Genomic DNA, 18,930 nt, shown 5'->3' with positions numbered 1-18,930 from the left:
ACTTTGGCCCGATGAAGATTTTTATTAGATTGACCATATTCCTGATGGTGTTTCTGGCTGGTGCGGGTTGCTCGCGCGCAACAGATAGGGCGTCCGCGCCCCTCACTACGAAAGGTGAGGAGGTCGCTCGGTCGGAAGATGACGCGATGAGTTTGAAGTTGAATGCGCTCAACTATACCGAGGTTCCAATCGGCAGATTTTATGTCGATGGGACATGGGGAGGCAATGTCCCATCCCGAATTGGTAGTGGTGGTGGAACGATTATCTGTTGTGTTTCCCTGCCAAATAAATGGCGCCCCGGGCTGACTGTCACAGTTGAGTGGCGCAACGACGAAATGTTTAAAAAAGACCCCGAATCGATGACAAGTCGAGTTGTACCTGTCGAGAAGTATGAATATTTCTCAGATGGATTCTTGTGGGTACTTTTTTTCCCAGGCGACAAAATTAAAGTCTATGCGTCACAGTGGATGCCCGGCTTTCCTGGTTTTCCAGAGGGGCTGCAGGCTCCAAATGAGGCTTGCCCTGGAAATTTCACGATGCTGAACAATGATCCGCGCTGCCCGGTCCCCGATAAAAGGATCAAGCCATGAGTATCCGTTTCGCTTCTGCACAGCGTCCCGATGTCAATGTTGTTACCAAGGAAGAGCAGGACGCAATTCTGCGTAGGCTCCAATCTGATGATGGTATGAGTTGCTGTAAGACACTGCACATCGGGTTTTTCTTTGATGGCACACGCAATAATGCGGATCGTGACGGGACAGGGAAAAGGGATAGTAACGTGGCCCGTCTGAGAGCGACATTTCCTGCCGACAGATACCACTATCGGATCTACGTCGCAGGAGTTGGTACGCCTTTTGTTGACCAGATCGACGATCACGGTGTTGGGTTACAAGCGGCGTCCGGGGCGGCGGCAGGATGGGCAGGGGAAGGGCGCATCAATTGGGCACTTTTGCAAATTCATAATGTTTTACATACCTATGCTCACGGTCGCTCGCTGACAGCGGCAACAGGGGAAAAAGATAAAGAAATCGTAAAGTCGATGAGCCTTGATATGAATTTCAAGGGCATCGATCTTGGTGGTACGCCGCCTAAACCCGGAAGCGTCGGTGATATCAAGGCGCGTTCCAGTTCTGGTGTCGGGGCGCTCAAGCTGATTGCGGCCGAACAGAACGGTATCGAATTGACCTGGGATCTAGACACGAATTGGGCGCAGTTAAAGGACGACTTGGATTCGTCAAAGTGGAATGATGCCTTGCAAGCTTGGGACAATAAGCGTCGCAAGGTATTGCTCGATCGTCGTGCCCGGTTAAAAGAACGCATCGGTGATCTGCTGGTCAAGGGAAAGCCGAAGCTGCAACGCATTCGGCTGTACGTATTCGGATTTTCGCGCGGCGCAGCGGAGGCGCGCACTTTTTCGAATTGGCTTGCTGACGCACTTGATCCCGATTTCAGTTTGTGCGGGGTGCCGGTCTCATACGATTTTCTCGGCATCTTTGATACGGTAGCATCGGTCGGTATCGCCCAGAGCGCTGCCGCAACGTTATTCGACGGGCATGGAGGATGGGGGCGCAAGGAACTGATGGCGGTGCCGCACTACGTGCACCGTTGCGTACATATGGTTGCCGCGCATGAACCGCGCGGATCGTTTCCACTTGACCTTATCGATTGCTCGATGAACGGTCGCGAGGAGATCGTCTACCCGGGTGTTCACTCGGATGTCGGTGGAGGCTATGGGCCGGGCGAACAGGGGCGTGGTCGGGACGATTCCGACAAACTTTCGCAAGTTCCGTTGCTCGATATGTATCGAGAAGCTCGTAAGGCGGGTGTGCCATTGGATATCAAAGGACCCGGTATCGGTGAGGACGTGGCCGCGTCATTCGCGATTTCAGCAGGACTAAAACAAGCTTTCGCGGCTTACGTAAAAACGAGCGAGAACTATTACTACGCGAAGGACCACGGCACCCCGGGTCTGATGCGTTGCCATTACGGCTTGTATCTCCGTTGGCGGAAGATGCGGCTCAAGGACATGCGCGCGCAGCCGAGCTTCAAGGCTGCGCAGGCAAGCTACCCGCAAGATGCGGCGGATTTGGACAGCGCGAACGCGGAGTTGAAGGAAGAATGGGACGATCTGCTGGAGGTCGAGAAAGCGGGCGGTCCGACCGTTACCCGATACGCCGAGAAATTTGCAATGAAGTGGGTCCGCGAGAATCCGAAAACGGCCGCTTTTATCTCAACGTCGCTACTTCCGGCTGCGGCCGCCGCCGAACTCATTATTCCGGGCGCTACTCCATTGACTGTTTTCTTGGGCGACAAAGCAGTGAAACTGGTACAAGCCCAACTCCAGGAAAAATGGGAGCAGTGGCAACAAGTCCGCAGCGACTGGAACATGGGCCCGCCCGAAGCGCCGATCAGCGCGCTGTACGACAACTACATGCACGACTCGCGCGCGTGGTTCAAGCCGCTCGGCGACGACGACGACGTGTGGAACCATAGGCAGATTCAGGAACTGAAGACCAAGCAGGCCGATTTCGAGCGTGCGCATGCCGCGTGGAAGAAGCGCGCCGACGCTGGCGTGCCCGGGCCGTGGCAGGCGGTGCAGGGGATGGGTTCGGCTACGTTGAGCTGGGGGCCGGGTACCGGCTTCCCACCCGAACCCGAGCCGCGCTCTCCGCTCACCGCGCAGCAGGCCGACCTGCTGAAGCGCTACGACGCCGCGATGCAGACAGCCCGAAAAGCACGCGCCGCGAAGGATCCGAGCGCGCCGACCGACAGCGCCGTGCTCACCGACCCGAAAGTAACGGGCGGCCTCGCGCTGCAAACCAGCGGCCGCGAATTCTATTTCCTGTGGGGCTTCCTGCGTTGGCGAACCGTCTTCGTGAACGGCGTGCGCTGGGATCAGCCGCGCGTGCCGACGGTGCAAGAAGAAATGGAAGGCATGCGAATCCAGATGCAACGCGCCGTTGACATGAAGGGCATCGGCGTGCTGTTCCAATGATCGAACGCACGCGAATGTCCGGCGATCGCGCGCCGGCCGAAGTCAATGCAACGACGTGCGTCGAACGGAAAGGGCGAGCACGGGCGCATACGAGTACTGGGAACTGACATGGATTTAGTCGCCGCATTAACGGGTTATTCGCAAACGACCCGCCACATCCAGATCGATACCGCGATGCCGGGCGCGTTCGTCGTCGAGCGCTTCCACGGTCGCGAGGGCGTCAACGAGTCGTTCCGCTTCGAGATCGACGTGCTGTCGAACGAACCGTTCGTCGATCTGACGCCGCTCGTCGGCAGCGCGGCGCGTCTGCGTCTTGCGACGGGCGCGGGCGAGCGGTGCTGGAACGGCTACGTCACGCATGCGGCGTACGCGGACAGCGACGGCGAAATCACGCGCTACCGCCTCACGATGGAATCATGGCTCGCGCTGCTGCGTCTGCGCCGCAACTGCCTGTACTTCGTCGATCTCGACACCGAGGGCATCTGCGAGCGCGTGTTCGGCGACTATCCGGAAGCGCGTCGACGCTACGAGCTGAAGGAGCCGCTGCGCAAGTTCAGCCTGCGCGGCCAGTATCGCGAAACCGACGACGCGTTCGTGCTGCGCCAGCTCTCCGAAGCGGGCCTGTCGTTCCGGATCGAGCATGCGCAGGATGCGGGCAAGGCGGCGTCGGGCGATCACACGGTCGTCGTGTTCGATCGCCGCGCCGAGTTTCAGCGCGGCAGTGCAATTTCGTACAACCTTCAGGACGTCGGCGATCCGGACGGCGTGATCACGCAATTCTCCGAGCGCCATCAGATGGTGCCGGACAAGGTCGTCGCGACGAGCTGGAAGGCGAGCGAGTTGCTCGCGCTCGCCGGCCACGCGCAGCGGCAGCCCGACGACAAGGCGCCGGTGCTGCCGGTGCGCGAGATCTACGACGGCCAGCGTGCCGGGCGCTTCGACACGACCGACGATGCGCAGCGCTACGCCGAGCAGCGCCTCGACGCGCTGCGTCTGCCGAAGCTGATCCATTACGGCGCGGGCTCGTCGCGCACGCTCGAGATCGGCAGGATCCACACGCTGAACGGCTATCTGGACAAGACGATCGCGTTCGTGCCGCTGTCGATCGAGCACGAGGCGGTCAACAACCTCGGCGCCGACATCGGCCAGCTGCTCGAGCGCGGCGAGCTGGAGAAGGGGCTGTACCGCAACCGCTTCGTCGCGGCGCCGGAAGGCACGCCGATCGTGCCGCCGTATCGCGACCGTCCGACCGTCCATGGCGTGCAGACCGCGATCGTCGTCGGCGAGCCCGGCAGCCGGGTCAGCAGCACGCGCGATCATCAGGTGCGCGTGCAGTTTCCGTGGATGCGCGGCGCCGCGCCGCTGCCCGGCGGCCTGACCGATACGGCGAGCCGCTCGAATCCGGCGGGCCACGCGCCGGGCGACCATCGGTCGGGCGTGCTCGTGCGCGTCGCCGAATCGTCGGCCGGGCCGAATTTCGGGCATGCGTTCACGCCGCGCGTCGGCGCGGAAGTGGTGATCGGCTTCGAATCGGGCAACATCGACATGCCGGTCGTGCTGGGCCAGGTTTACGGCGGACGCGTGCAGCCGCCGTTCGCGGCGGGCGAAGGCAGCGACGCGAACCATCCCGGCACGCTGACGGGCCTTCAGACGCAGACGCTCGACGGCCAGTCCGGCAGCCGCTGGGTGATGGACGACGCCGCGGGCCAACTGCGGCACGAGCTGAGCAATTCGACCGCGAGCAGCCGTCTCGCGCAGGGCTATCTGATCGATCAGCAAGGCGCGGTGCGCGGCATGTATCGCGGCGAAGGATTCGAGCTCGCGACGCAGGGATGGGGCGTCGTGCGGGCGGGCGAAGGCGTGCTCGTGTCGAGCACCGCGCGCCGGCTCGCGACGTCGACGCAGATGGACGTCGCGGAGAGCGTCGGTCAGCTGAAGCAGGCCGTGCAGACCGCGAAGAGGCTGAACGAATCGGCGACCGCCGCACAGGCGGGCGGCTTCGCGGCCAATGCCGCGCAGGCGGACTTCCTGAAGGCGATCGATCCCGCGCAGGAAGGCAAGTACACGGGCGCGGTCAACGGGCAGAGCGCGACGAAGCCGAGCGGTTCGCGGCGCGACGGCGGTGATCCGGTCGAGCGGTTCGCGGCGCCCGCGGTGCTGATGGAATCGCCGGAGAACATCGTGCTGACGACGCCGCACAGCGCGGCGTCCTATGCCGCGCAGCACGTGCATCTGACCGCGCAGGGCGACGCGCACGTGGCGGCCGGCGCGACGGTCGCGGCCGCGTCGGGCGATGCCGTGAGCCTCTACAGCGCCGCCGGCGGGTTGAAGGCGATCGCGAGCGACGGGCCGGTGAGCGTCGAGGCGCACACGTCGACGATGGAGATTCTCGCGGACCAGTCGGTGCGCATCGTGTCGACCGACGAGCGCATCGACGTGCTCGCGAAGGACGCGATCGTGCTGCAGCAAGGTCCGAACCGGATCACGCTGAAGGGCGGCGACATCACGGTCGAGACGCCGGGGCAGTTCCTCGTGAAGGCGGGCGCGCATCCGTTTCCGGGGCCGGCGGCGGAGAGCGCGTCGCTGCCGCCGCTGCCGATCCCGGCGCCGCTCGCGCTGTTCGACGAGCAGATCCGCTTCGTCAACGAACAGGGCGAAGCGCTCGGCAACGTCGCTTACAAGCTGAAGCTCGCCGACGGCTCGGTCGTGACGGGCGTCACCGACGACAAAGGCAGGACCGAGCGCGTGTCGACGGACGGGCCGACGGCGATCCAGTCGGCGACGCTGACGCCGACGCAGATCGTCGACTGCTGCGGGCGAACGTCGGATGCGCCGCTGCCGCCGGTTCAGGTCAACATCAAGGGCGTCGGGACCAACAACATGCTGGTGGGCAGTTCGGAGCAGTCCGTCACGGTCAAGGGCGAGAGCCGCGCGCTCACCGAGGGCGAGATCGAGATGGCGAAGACGGTGTTCCAGGACAGCATCGATTACAGCGCCGTGCGCGTGCACAAGGGCAGCTATTTCTGGTTCAACTTGCAGAGCAAGCACACGGCCGTGACGCCGAACGACAACATGTATTTCCGCGAAGAGGATTTCGAGGAGGACTTTTCGGTTGTCGGTAAAGAGTATCCGAAGCGTGGCTGGTTCATGCACGAGATGACGCACGTCTGGCAGCATCAGCGAGGATATGCCGTGCGCTGGCATGCGCTTTCGGTGACGATTCGCGGCGATAGCGCGTATCGGTACGAGATCGAACCCGGACAAGTCTTCAGCGACTTCAATATGGAGCAGCAAGGCAATCTCATTGCGGATTATTTTGCGCTCATTGTTATCGATGACCGAAGCGAAGTGATTCATGCGCATCCAGGAAGCAAGAACCAACTTCGACAGGTGTTGGCTCCATTTTTACAGGACCCGAAGAATGCATCGAATCTTCCGAAATAGTCTGATATGCATGTTGTCATGCTGGTGCATTGCGCAGGCAGGAGCAATGTCAAAAGGCCCCGTGCCTTTGGATGTCAAGCGCATCGACGGAAAGCCTGCGGCTTGTATTCCAATGAGCGACGACGGGGGAAAATCCAGCATGCGGCTCGGTTTCGTCGGAGTGAGTCGGGCGACGGGCCCCACCAGTCCCAATGTCATCTATTGGCAGATCGAAGTGCCGGACGACGCTCCCCCCATCTATCTGAAGCGTGGCGAGTGCATCGTTTACGGTCAGTCGATTCCCGGCGCAACGGTGTTGACGCCGCCGAAGCCGTTCGATTTCGACAAGTGGTACAACTTCGCCGTCATGCCGGGCGGCGAAGATGACGGACCCATATACAGAGGGAGCTTCTGCGTACGTAAGAAGCCGGGCGGTGGCGGACGCGTCGTGCTGCCTTCCGAGGGGGGCGATACGTGCTCGAGCGGGAAATAGCAGAGTTGAGCGGTCCGTGGACCGGATCGTCATGAAACCCGACATCGGTCGCCGTGCGATTGCCCCGTTCTTGGTGAAATTTGAAAATGAGCCGGATCTTCCGCAATGGTTCGATATGCATCATGTCGATCTGGTGTGCTGCACATGCCGCAGCGATGTCGCGAGGCACGGTGCGTGTCGATATCGAGCGGATCGACGGAAAGCCAGTGGCTTGTATTCCTGAAAAAGGCGATGGAGGTGAACAATCGGTACGTCTCCATATTGCAGGCATCAGCCGGGCGACCGGTCCCGCCAGTCCGGACGTCATCTATTGAGGCATCGCAGTGCCGGACGATGTACCGCCTGTCTATATGAAGCGCGGCGAATGCACCGTGTACGGCCAGTCGATTGCCGGCGCGATCGCGGAAACGCCACCGCGGCCTCTCGACACGGGCAAATGGCACGACTTCGGGATCATTCCGCGTGGCGACGATTCCGGAACGGCTTACGGCGGGCGTTTTTGCGTACTCGAAAACATGGCCGGGCGAGTGCGCATCGCGCCGCCGTCAGGGGGGCGACGATCCGTGCTCGTCGTCTCCGCGAAGCCATCAAATATTTGCACGTTGAATGGACTGTCGATGAATCTCGGCACTGACGTATTTCGCTTCTTGTCGCGGACCGCGCGGCTTCGCTCGCATGCGCTCGAGCCGGCGTTCGTTCACGCGACATCGATGCATTCGTATGCGACGCGTGACGAACGGCGCGACCGGCGGTCGGTGCGAACATCCGCTGCATCGGCAGCCGGCAAGACGAACGCACGCGCCTGCATCGCCGGCCGATCCGCGCGCCGAACGGCAACATCCCGTCGCGCCGCATCCCGACACCCGAACCCGGCCGCGCACGCCTTCGCGTGCCGGGCCCACTGAACGGACAAGCCATGTCGATCCACACTGACGTTCTACGAGCACTTTTCGGCGGCTGGTCGCAACACGACCGTTTCTTATGGGTGACGACGCCGCTCGGCGCGAACGCGATCGTCGCCGAAAGCCTGCACGGCTGGGAGGCGCTCGATCACGGCGGCTTCCGGTTCCAGCTCACCGCGCTTACGGAGAATCCTTCGCTGCCGCTCGCGCAATTGATCGGCGCTCCGATCCTGATCGAGTGGCAGGCGGCGGAAGGGCGCGATGCGCGCCGGCCGTTCCATGGCCACGTGATCGCAGCCGAGTTGATCGGCTATAACGGCGGCCTCGCGCGCGTGCGGCTCGTCGTGGAGCCGTGGCTGTCTCTGCTGCGTCAGCGGGTCGACAGCTACAACCATCAGAACGCGAGCATCGTCGAGATCACCGAACAGATCTTCCGCCGTCATACGCGCGGCGCGATCGCGCCTGCGTGGCGCTGGGCGCTCGCCGACGCAACGAGATATCCGAGGCGCAGCCTGACCGCGCAAGCCGGCGAATCCGATTTCGAATTCCTCGAGCGGCTGTGGGCCGAAGAGGGCATCTTCTACTGGTTCGAGCACGAGGGCGATCCGCATGCGTCGAGCCTCGGCAAGCATACGCTCGTGCTCGCGGATTCGAACCGGCGGTTCGCGCCCGACGATCCGGAGCGCGTCGGCTTCCACCAGACGAGCGACGGCGATCCGCGGGGCTGCATCCAGCACTTCATGAACGCGCGGCGCTGGCGCATCGGCAGCGTCGCGCGTGCGAGCTGGGATCACCGCAGCCTGTCGACGCGGCCGACGGGCGCGCGCGCGAACGGCTCGGTCGTGCCGGGCGAGGATCGCGACGTCGCCGGACCGTACGCGTTCCAGACGGGTGAGATCGGCGACCGGCGCGCGCAGCAGCAGCTCGACGCGCAGCGCGTGGCCGCGCTTCAGAGCGAAGGCCGAAGCACGCGCCGCGATCTGCGCCCGGGGCTGCGTTTCGCGATTGCGCATCATCCGACGCTTGGCGCGTCGGATGCGTTCGTCTGTCTGCGAGTCGAGCATTCGGCGCGCGCGAACGTCGACGCGACAGTGCGCAGCGCGATCGAACAACGTCTTGGCGCGATTCCGCCGATCGCCGATGCCGCGTCCGAGACGCACGGCGCGGCGAGCGCGTTGCATGCGGCGCTCGGCGCCGATACGCATCACGGCGAGCCGCTGATGCAAGACGATGCCGCTTATCGGAACCGCTTTCTCGCGCTGCCGGCCGAGCAGGCTTATCGGCCGCTGGCGGCGTCCGGTCACGGCGCGCGCGCGCATCCCGTCGCGGTGATGCCGGGCGCTCAGACGGCGATCGTCGTGGGCGCGGGCGATCCCGTCCACACCGACCGCGATCATCGAATCCGGATTCAGCACCATGCGCAGCGCGGCCAGAACGCCGCGAGCCGAGAAGACCACCCGCATGCGGCGAACGCGCCGGCCGACCGGAGCGCCGGCACGTGGACGCGGATGCTGACGCCCGTGGGCGGCGACAACTGGGGCGGCGTGAGCGTGCCGCGCGTGGGTCAGGAAGTGTGGACCGAGTGGCTTGAAGGACAGCCCGATCGGCCGGTCGCGGTGGCGGCGCTCTACAACGGCCAGGGCAACGCCGACGCGCAGCACAACGCGCAGGCGGGCGGTCCGAGCAGCAGCACCGGCAATGCGGCCGCGTGGTTCGCGGGCAATACGCACGCTGCAGTGCTGACGGGCTTCAAGACGCAGGACATGAGCGTCAGCCAGCAAGGCACGGGCGGCTACCGGCAATTCATGCTCGACGACACGGCGAGCCAGTCGAGCGCGCGCCTGTACACGACGGACCGCAACAGCGGCCTCACGCTCGGGCACATCAAGCAGATTCAGGACAATCAGCGTCAGGCCGATCGCGGCTACGGCGCGGAACTCGCGACGGATGCCGCCGGTGCGCTGCGCGGCGGCGCGGGGCTGCTGATCAGCACGGCGCCCGGCGTGAGCCAGATGGACGCGAGCGCGCCGAGCCAGGTGCTCGCGCAGCATCGGCAGATGCTGCAGAGCCTCGCGGAGCTCGCGCAGAAGCAGGGTGCGGAGCCGGGCTGCGCAACGCCGCAAGCGAAGAGCGCCGCCGCCGGGCAGAGCGCGTCGACGGGCGGCGGTACGGCGAAGCCGCTGCCCGCCGTCGACGGCCTCGAGCAGAGCAGGGAGGCGATCGGCGCGACGCGCGAAGGACGCGGCGGCGACATGGCAGGCGGCGGGAGCGGCAGCGCGGTTGCGTGGAGCAAGCCGCATCTCGTCGCGCATGGCGAGGCCGGGCTGGCTGCGATGTCGGCGAAGAGCCACGTCTGGGTGTCGGGCGCCGAGACGGCGCTGAGCGCCGGACAGGACGTGCAGCTGACCGCGAAGGGCAAGACGAGCGTCGTCGCGAATCACGGCATCGCGCTGTATACGCAGGGCGCGGCGGGCAACGGGCGGCCGGTGGCGGGCCGGGGCATCGCGATGCACGCGGCGTCCGGCTCGGTGAGCGTCCAGGCGCAGAACGCGGGCAAGCTGAGCGCGAGTGCGCAGAAGGCCGTCACGGTCGCGAGCGCGCAGGGCAGCGCTTCCTTGCAGGCGCAGCAGCGCGTGCTGCTGACGGCGGCGAAGGCGTATCTGAAGATGGAGGGCAACGACATCGTCGTCGGCGCGCCGGGGCGGGCGGATTTCAAGGCGGCTGCGCATCAGTTGACGGGGCCGAAGAGTGCGAGTGCATCGGCCCAATTGCCGAAGGGCGATCCGAAACTGTGCGAGTACAAGACGCGCGCAGCCGACGTGGCGCACGAAGGCACGATGAAGTCGGCGGCTTGACATGGTTTCGTTCGAACTCGATTCAAGAAACTTCCTCGCGTTTCAGTACGCGGTGATCAACCCGTTGCAGATTGACGAAGAGGCTTGGGCGGATCTCGAAACCGCGTCGCTTGTTCCCGATCGCTACCGGGAACAGGCGCATCTTTTTCCGCGTCTCGTCTGTTTGGCGTCGCTGGATGCGGCGGCGCGGGACGAGCTTTTGGCGCGTGCGCGAATATGGGACCGCGAATACGACGACCCATATTTCTCGGCGTTGCTCCACTCGACGAGAGGGACTGATTACATCAGGGGGCATCTGATCGCCCAGATGGAGCAATACCATCTCGCCCGCCGCGAGTACGACGTGATTCGACTGCACGATCCGAAGGTCTTCCGGCATTTGAACTGGCTGCTGAGTGCGGATCAATGGGAGAGCCTGCTTGGACCGATCGACTCGTGGGCGTGGCGAGAACCCGATGGGATATGGTGGAATCGCACGCGCGACGCGCGCATTACGGACGTTCCCGCCAGGATGCGGTTGTCTCCGGAGCAATGGACGACGCTGCTGCGCTTCGGCGAGATCAACCAGACGCTGACTTTGTTGTCGCGCATCGCTCCCGATCTGGCTGACGACGCGAGTCTCGCGCAGCGTCTGAATGCGCTGCTCGCAGAAGCATGGAACCTCCACCGCCTTGCCGATCGTTCAGATCGTTTGCTTTACGCGAGCCAGGCGATTCGATTCCATCCGCGCATTCATCAGCATCCCGAATTGCAGGTGCGTCTGAAACAGACGCAAGAGAATGAGGCGACATATGCCGATCTCTGCTCCGATCTCGATGACACGACCATGCAGCGCCTGGTCGATGAAATGAACCATCCGTACAAGGAACGCGTATGAATTCGTCCGTTGGCTCTTCGCTGCCGCCGACTGTCTGTCAGTTCTGCGACAAGAAAGGACTCCCGATTCTCCCGCTGCGCTACGCGATTGCTCGAAAGGACAAGGGCAATGCTCCGGAACTCAAGGCGCCGTTTTTGGCGGTCGACAAGAAAAAGGAGCAAGGCAAGGACCTGAGCAAATACGAGCTTCCTGGCGACCTTGCCCATTACACGACGCGATTGCTGCGTCCCGGTTACTTGTACGTTTACGACGAGGCACGTAAGGAGTGGTCAGCCTATGTCGTGACGAAAGGCGCCTATCTCTTTCAGTTCGACCCGTACGCAAAGGCGCCGCCCGGTGGGTGGGGCAAGGTCGAGTTCAGTTGCAAGCGAGAGGGCGACGCCTTTATCGCACGCTGCATCACGGTCAAGAATGCGGCGAAAGCGACGAAGGTGTGGCTCGGCTTTTCGGACGTGGCTTGGACCAAGGACGTGTTGGATAAGAACAGTTCCCCGGCTTATCGCGAAGCACACATGCGCAGCATCGACGTTGCGGCTTGGCGCGGCGAAGCCAGTCAGCCCCACGCGGCGCCGTTCGCCGAACTCGCCAGCCGAGTGGCCGAATATGCGACCACGCCCGGCGCACTGAACAAGGAAACTGCCACTTACGTGACGAGCTTGCTGCCGGTGCCTTACAGGACGCCCTCACAGTTGTTGGCCACGGATGCGACGACAAAGCGAGCGTTGGCGATGAGTTCGTCGCTGATCAAGGATTTGTTGCCTGCTGCGGTCAGCGTAAAGGCGGCAGACAAGGGAAAAGTCGTGTCTGCGGCTTGGGCGTTCTCACCACAGGACTTCTATGCGGATGCGGCCGACGCTAACGCGATGATCGCATGGGGGGCGAAGGCGGCGAAGCCGCATCGGCCTGCACTGGTGGCGCTCGACGATCCCGCGGGCATCGCGATGGAACTCAATGGCCTGGCGCTGCAACGGAGCGCGGAGTTCAGCGAGGATCCGCAACTCAAATGGAAGCACGACACGGCGTTGTTGATCGGCGCACTGAAGGAGGCGGTGGGGCACGGCGCGGTCGAGGACGATGTTCGCAGTAACGAAAATGCCGCTGATTTGGCGGAGGGCATGGCGAATATCGAGGGGGGCGACCAAGTAACCGACGCACTGACGATGATGACGCAAGGCTATGGCGCATACAAGCGACAGGTCGAGGCGCGCGAGCGTGCGAAGGCTGAAGAGAGGCAGCGCATTCGCGAAGCAAGTGAGGCCAAGTCTGATGTGCTGGTCGATGATGCCTGGAAGAAGTACACATCTTATTATGACAAGCCGCGAGTTGAGCGAGAACTGGCGGAGTACCAGACGAAATTGAACAATTTCAGCACTCAGACGTTGGTCAGACTCGATGCCCCGTATTTGGCCTGGCTGAAAAGTGGAGCGTTCTCGCACTATCTCAGTCACAACTTCGACTCCAAGGACCTGGATAGCGGTGCGTCCTATACCGAGTTGATTACACAGGTAATCCACAGTGCGAGTGGCCGGACGGCATTGTTCAATTTTTTCCTCGACTGCCTGAAGCAGGATCCCAAAAAATCCGAGGCGTGGTTGCTACGGGCTGGCGCGTTCAATAATGATGCGCTGATCAAAGGGTGGTTGGACAAGGCTGCTGAGAACGGTGCGAAGTCCGACTTTCCGTTGGCAGATTTGGCGGAGAAATTCCATGACAAATTCAAGGATGTCATGGTGGCAGGAAGCAAAGGCGAGCTCAGGGCAAAGTACATGGACCGCATTGCACGTTTTGTTTATCAGTATTGTGGACCGCTCGTAAAGTTCATGTCGGATGAATTCGATGCAGGGGCCACGAAACTGTTGGCGAAACCACTGCTCTCTCTAGTACCCGCGAAATGGCAGATAGGATTGTTGGGCTGCGTGGCAAGGGAAGGGAATCCCAATTTGAAACTGGTCGATTTGCGGGGGATGCAGAGTTTCAGTCAGGCGACCAAGACCTTGGCGAAGATGTTGGCAGCGACAAGTGGTAGCGACGAGAAGCGCCTTCGCGAAAGTGTGCGTCCCATGTTGAGACAGGGAATGGACACCAGCAAAAAATACCCATTCCGGGGCATCGCATTGGTGGACGAAGCTACAGCGAACAAGCTGAAGGGGAGAGGAGCAGGCGCGCTCTCGGTCCAGGATTATGACGAAATTATGTATGAGAGCGTCCGCAAGGTGGGTAATTTGGATGTGAAGGTTGGAGTGGTTCAGCTTTGCCTCTCTGCGTATACGCTCTCCAAATCTTACGAAGAAATGATGAAGGCTGAACCGGACAAGGTAGTGGGGAAAGCTGTGAACTTTGGTGGGGGGGTGACGGGGCTTGTGGGGGGAGTGAGCGAGACGATTGGCAACGGACTGGAGAAGTTCGCTTGGGGAGCGACTAAGACTAGCTGGCAATTCAAATTTCAGGCAGTCAACATTGAATCGCGTGCATCCTGGCTTACAGGAGGAGGGAAGATATTGGGTGTAATTGGTGGAATTATTGGTGGGGTAATGTCGATAAAAGAGGGATTGGAGATTCGCGAGCGGCATACTTTTATCGGTTGGGCTAGTATAGGTTTGGGTATTGCTGCAGTGGGCGCGGCTGTGTTAATGATAATTGCGGGAACTGCTGGTATTGGTTTTATTGTTGGTGTGGTTGTTGCTGTTGTGATGATGGTGAATGCCTGGATCAAACCAAATGCCTTGCAGGATTGGTTGAGTGACACACTCTATGGTATGGAAGAGAAGAGCGGTGGAAGTAAATTTAAATTTAAAGGATTGGCGCAGCAAGAAGTGGCGCTGGCGGTAATGGGAAATGGGGGTTGACTATGTATACTGGCTGGATGCGCCCGTTCTGCTATGGTGAGAAGGCTGATAATATCAATGAGACGACTGCGCTTCTTCGTCGACGCCAAAACAATTACTCTCCAAGGCAGCGAATTGGCTTGATTTCGATCAATTCAACTTATATTGATTGGATTGATCGACGTTTCTTGTATCGCGGAATGCTGGGTACGGCCATTCCGCTTGTCGGATTTTTGGTGTTCGTTATTGCTTTTGCTTTTCTGATTGGATATGCATTGTTTTTTTCGGATAATTATGGTGATTCTATAGGGGCTGCGTCTAGTGCGTTGATCGTTTGTATTTTCATTGTTGTCTTTTATTTTAAATCTCTAAGATTTGAATTGTTTAAATGCATATATTATCCGATTCGATTCAATCGTAAGACTCGCAAGATTCATGTTTTCCGCGACAAACGCGACGGCGGCATCCTGACCGTGCCATGGGAGTCAGTGTTTTTCCACATCGGACGCGGCACGGACATGAAATTCCTTCGCGACATCCGCGGCGAGGTGATGGACGGCGACGTGGTCAAGGACACTTTCGCACTGGGGCATTGCGCGGAGAGCGATCGCCCGGTGTTGGAGATGTGGGAGTTCATCCGGCGATACATGGACGAGGGGCCGGAGGCGGTTGCCGAAGTGCCGCTGGACAAGTACGTGGAACTGTCGGTGGCGCCGACGCTGAAGAACTGTCTGATTTCCGCGGTGGGCTTCACAAATGCGACCACGCCAGCGAAGCGTATCCTGCTGTCTCCATTCATCGGCTTGTTCACCGTGGTGCGCTGGCTGGTCTTCAAGACGTGCAAGGAGCCGCAATTTCCGCCGGAGATCGAGGCCGAATGCCGCGTGGAACCGAACGATCCGAACGTGTGGCCGATCCCGGATTCGATCGGCGAGTTCGCGGCGACGGTGCCCGGTGTGATGGAGCGCGCAATCGCAAAAGCAAAGGCGGAGCGGACGGAGGCCAAAAAGGCGAGCAGCCACCAGCACATCAGATGATGTGACCATTTTTCATCCTGGCTGCCAACGGTTGAATGAGAAACGCTTGGCAGTTCGGTGGTTTTGCTGTGGTTAATTGGCGGGAAGCGATGATCGTTGCGACGTTTGCAAGCTACAGGGATTGGCGGTCTATCCGCCGCGCTACGCGGTGGTGCCCAAGGCGTTCGATGCGCCGGGTCTCGGGCCGTTCGACGACAAGAGCGTCACGGGTGTGGCGCTGACGCAAGGCAAGTACGGATTGCGCCAATTCCGCCAAGGTTTCGTCTACCTGCTCTACGAATTGGGCGCACGCGGCGCGTTCTATTGGGAGGTGTATTCCGTCGCGCCGGACGGCACGCTCTGGAAGCATCTGGATACCGCGAGTGCGAAAGGGGTCGCCGCGCCGCAGGCATGTCAATGTAAAGGGCATAGTGCGTCGCGTCTGCAATATCTTGTCGTCGAAAAGCCCCATCAGTGCGGCAATGTCTGAATCGCCTTCAGCGAATGGTCGTGGAGCCAGGACACGATCAAACGTTATGGTGGGAAAGACGCCCAGGCGGCAAGTTTGCGCAGGAAGTGCATACAGCTCATCGAACCCGCGAAATGGATATCGGCCCCCGAGGCCGGAGCGTATTCGGCGCCGCTGACTGAAGTCAATCTGCAACACGTCGTCGAGTATGTTCCTGCTGTCGCGACCACGGCGAAGGGGGAACCTTGCCGGGCCTGTTGAGCACGGAGCTGCCCGAAGCAGTGAGCTTCGGCGACTTTGGGGGCGTTTCGCGATGCTCGTCTGCAGACATGTACTTCGCGCTAAGCGAGGCGATCATCAACTCTGTGTTCATGCTGCGGGTCGGCATCAAGAGCGACGAGGTGAAAGAACTCGTTTTGCAGCAAGCCAAGGTCGAGCCGCAACTGCGGAGCAAGTTCCTGGGCGAGTATCAGGCTCAACACCGAATGGGGAGAAGTTCGCCGGAGGCGTTCCGGATGGCGACTTCGGCCGTCGCCAAGACCGAAGGATCAAACGTGTTTTCGAGTCGCGGGCGTGCGATCAAGGTGCGCAAGAGCGTGGGTCTCGTTGGCGTGATCGGGATAAGTGATCGAAATATGGATACTAGTCGGGCGTTAGTGCTACGTGGGGTTCTGGAAAATTTTCACAAGGAACGCACTACCGGGGATTTTCTGTTGAGTGATTTGGAGCGCTCGGCGGCTGGATTTACAGCAGTGGCGTCTGCGTTGGCAGATTCGGGAGGGGCAGTCGGATTGGCATCTCTGGCGGGCATAAAAGAGGAGGCCGATAAGGTTCAATTTGAAATTAACGGAAAGCAAGTTTCTGGCTGGTTAATGTGGTCTCCGTTTCAAAATGATGGCGAGGTAGAGGTGGTGGCTGAGCCATTAAATGATGGAACATATCGGGCATTTGCCATACTTCGGCCATTCGATCGGACGATCGCGTTATATCCGCACTGTTCTCGAGGTCGTCAGGCTTTCTTTAAAAATGTTGCGAAATTATTTCTGTTGTTTTTTGCTTTCGTTGTGATTGGATTTGGTGGCCTATTGGCTGTTGTATTATTTGTGAAAGGGTACGGCAATTGGATGAGTGTGCTCGAATTGATTTCAATGGTATCGGGTGCTTTGTTTGTCATATACGGAATAATTGCGATAAATATTGCAAGGAAATTTATGCATTTTGTAAGGATGGCGGAGGGGATATTTGAAGTATTGAGTTGGGGGAAAGTGTGGCGAATCGATCTCCCTGGGAAAAGCAAGATCGCTAGGCGAGTGGAGGGGCGACCTGGTTTGGGTAGGTTGTATTTTAAATATTAAAATGGGTTATTTAGAAATTGAATAAATGATAAATTTATTTGATTGGATTGATGGAAGATATCTTTGATATCAATGGCTTTTCTGTGGATTTTAATGATGAGGTGTAAACAATTGGATTAAAGAAATTGGTTGGTTTGTTATATGGATATCAATCGTGTCAAAAATATGAGGAACATGTTGTTGGCGTCATTCATCACTTCGCTTGTTCGGGTAGTCACTTAGAAAAGAAGAAATCAAGTAGCGTGGACGAGCAATCAACATATGGATACTAATCGAGCGGTAGTATTGCGCGGATTGCTGAAAAATTATCACAAGGAGCGAGCGACCGGAGATTTTTTGCTAAGTGATTTGGATCGGTCTGCGGCAGGTTTTGCTGCGGTGGCTTCGGCATTGGCTGGTTCGGGTGGTGCGATCGGTTTGGCATCTCTGGCGGACACAAAGGAAGAAGCCAATAAGGTTCAGTTTGAAATAGATGGAAGAGAAATCAGTGGTTGGTTGATGTGGTCGCCATTTCAAGGGGGAGATGATTTGGAAGTGGTGGCAGAGCCATTGAGTGATGGAACTTATCGGGCATTTGCCATACTTCGGCCATCTGATCGAACTATAGCATTGTATCCGCATTGTTCGCGAGGTCGGTTGGCATATTTTAAGAATGTTGCGAAATGGTTTTTGTTGGCATTTGTTTGGATTGCGTTTGGGTCTTGTGGAATAATGGCTGCTATATTTTTTATTAGGCAATGCAATGAGTGGGTGGGATTTTTTGAATTGATGTCAATGGTGTGTGGTGCATCGTTTGCGATATATGGGGTTATTGCAATAAATCTTGCTAGAAGATTTATGCCGTTCGTTAAAATGGCTGAAGGGATATTTTTGGTTTTGGGGTGGGATGGGGTGGAGAAGATCGACCTCCCCAGGAGAAGTAAAGGTACCAAGCGAATGGGAGAATAGCCTGGTATGGGTAAATTATATTACCGATGCTGATTGTATTGATTTTATTTTAAATGTTAAGTTATGGTTGATCGGTTTCAGTTTGATGGCTTTGCGAATATTATTTATTGTATTTTAAAAGATAAAATAAGCTGACTCGGATCGAAGGCCTGCATGAATTTATTGTGATGAAGAGGCGACATGGCGTTTGCTTCGTGCCTAGGAGTAAAAAAGCTAGGTATTGGCTGCATATCACGCTCATGTCTAACGTGTGCACTGACCGTCCTTGATGATGCATCGCGTGGACAGCCTTCTCCAGAAAGAAGAGAAACGTACATGAACACGGGTCGTACAGTGATTTTGCGGAAAAGACTGCAAAATTTTCAAAAGCAGCGGACCACCAACGATTTTCTGTTGAGTGGTATCGATCGTTCATCCGCTGGCTTGTGATGATGGCGGCAGGATTGGCCGGATCTGGCGGGGCTATCGGATTGGTATCGTTGACGGGAACAAGGGAAGAGGCTGATAAAGTCCAATTTGACATAGATGGCAAAAAAATGGCGGGTTGGTTGATGTGGTCGCCATTTAAGGATGGGGATGAAGTGGAGGTGGTTGCTGAACCGCTGCGAGACGGGACCTATCAAGCATTCGCTGTGCTTAAGCCCGATGATAAAACTATTGCGTTATATCCACATTGCTCGCGTGGGCGAATCGCTCATTATAAGAATGACTTTTAATGGTTTGTTGCGGTATTTGCTTTAATTTTATTGGGATCGTGCGGCGTTATGGTAGC

14 protein-coding genes are annotated in these 18,930 nt (G+C 59.0%); all 14 read left to right on the top strand.

The annotated features are described in order from the left end of the window. Positions 1–11: 11 nt before the first annotated feature. Complete coding sequence (locus tag BG90_RS30885; protein WP_085967513.1) at positions 12–590, top strand: DUF3304 domain-containing protein; 579 nt, start codon at positions 12–14, stop codon at positions 588–590. Then, entirely contained in the window at positions 587–2,995 is a 2,409-nt protein-coding gene (locus tag BG90_RS30880; protein ID WP_038801968.1) for a T6SS phospholipase effector Tle1-like catalytic domain-containing protein, read from the top strand. Before BG90_RS30885 ends, BG90_RS30880 begins: the two co-directional genes overlap by 4 nt. Positions 2,996–3,103: 108 nt before the next feature. After that, entirely contained in the window at positions 3,104–6,439 is a 3,336-nt protein-coding gene (locus BG90_RS00250; protein ID WP_045568014.1) for a type VI secretion system Vgr family protein, read from the top strand. After that, a complete protein-coding gene (locus tag BG90_RS00245; protein ID WP_010104375.1) occupies positions 6,417–6,911 on the top strand; it encodes a hypothetical protein in 495 nt (164 codons plus the stop codon). The genes BG90_RS00250 and BG90_RS00245 overlap by 23 nt, the downstream gene beginning before the upstream one ends. A gap of 86 nt (positions 6,912–6,997) precedes the next feature. Next, positions 6,998–7,225, top strand: coding sequence for a hypothetical protein (locus tag BG90_RS34415; protein ID WP_124072276.1), 228 nt, complete (start codon positions 6,998–7,000; stop codon positions 7,223–7,225). 9 nt (positions 7,226–7,234) lie between these two features. Continuing rightward, positions 7,235–7,816, top strand: a complete 582-nt coding sequence (locus BG90_RS00240; protein ID WP_232239026.1) for a hypothetical protein — start codon at positions 7,235–7,237, stop codon at positions 7,814–7,816. A gap of 11 nt (positions 7,817–7,827) precedes the next feature. Further along, positions 7,828–10,668 carry a type VI secretion system Vgr family protein gene (locus BG90_RS00235; RefSeq protein WP_025989864.1) on the top strand — a complete coding sequence of 947 codons (2,841 nt, stop codon included), beginning with the start codon at positions 7,828–7,830 and terminating at the stop codon, positions 10,666–10,668. Position 10,669: 1 nt separating this feature from the next. Then, positions 10,670–11,545, top strand: coding sequence for a hypothetical protein (locus BG90_RS00230; RefSeq protein ID WP_010115868.1), 876 nt, complete (start codon positions 10,670–10,672; stop codon positions 11,543–11,545). Continuing rightward, positions 11,542–14,391, top strand: a complete 2,850-nt coding sequence (locus tag BG90_RS00225) for a T6SS effector BTH_I2691 family protein (protein WP_010104369.1) — start codon at positions 11,542–11,544, stop codon at positions 14,389–14,391. The genes BG90_RS00230 and BG90_RS00225 overlap by 4 nt, the downstream gene beginning before the upstream one ends. Before the next feature lie 2 nt (positions 14,392–14,393). Further along, on the top strand, positions 14,394–15,407 hold the full coding sequence (locus tag BG90_RS00220) for a DUF6708 domain-containing protein (protein WP_038802559.1): 1,014 nt from the start codon (positions 14,394–14,396) through the stop codon (positions 15,405–15,407). 121 nt (positions 15,408–15,528) lie between these two features. Then, entirely contained in the window at positions 15,529–15,876 is a 348-nt protein-coding gene (locus BG90_RS00215) for a toxin VasX (RefSeq protein ID WP_010111647.1), read from the top strand. A gap of 224 nt (positions 15,877–16,100) precedes the next feature. Continuing rightward, the gene (locus BG90_RS36035; RefSeq protein ID WP_157135687.1) at positions 16,101–17,210 is read left to right on the top strand and encodes a putative type VI secretion system effector; all 1,110 of its coding nucleotides are present in this window, start codon (positions 16,101–16,103) and stop codon (positions 17,208–17,210) included. A 261-nt stretch (positions 17,211–17,471) separates the two neighbouring features. Beyond that, the gene (locus BG90_RS31365) at positions 17,472–18,158 is read left to right on the top strand and encodes a putative type VI secretion system effector (RefSeq protein ID WP_081470019.1); all 687 of its coding nucleotides are present in this window, start codon (positions 17,472–17,474) and stop codon (positions 18,156–18,158) included. Positions 18,159–18,586: 428 nt separating this feature from the next. Then, the gene (locus BG90_RS37975; protein WP_277424923.1) at positions 18,587–18,874 is read left to right on the top strand and encodes a putative type VI secretion system effector; all 288 of its coding nucleotides are present in this window, start codon (positions 18,587–18,589) and stop codon (positions 18,872–18,874) included. Positions 18,875–18,930 lie beyond the last annotated feature (56 nt).

Source organism: Burkholderia oklahomensis C6786 (genome assembly GCF_000959365.1).
In the GTDB taxonomy this organism is placed as follows: Bacteria; Pseudomonadota; Gammaproteobacteria; order Burkholderiales; family Burkholderiaceae; genus Burkholderia; species Burkholderia oklahomensis.
Note: the sequence above shows the minus strand (reverse complement) of the source record. Positions and strands in the feature narration are given on the sequence as shown.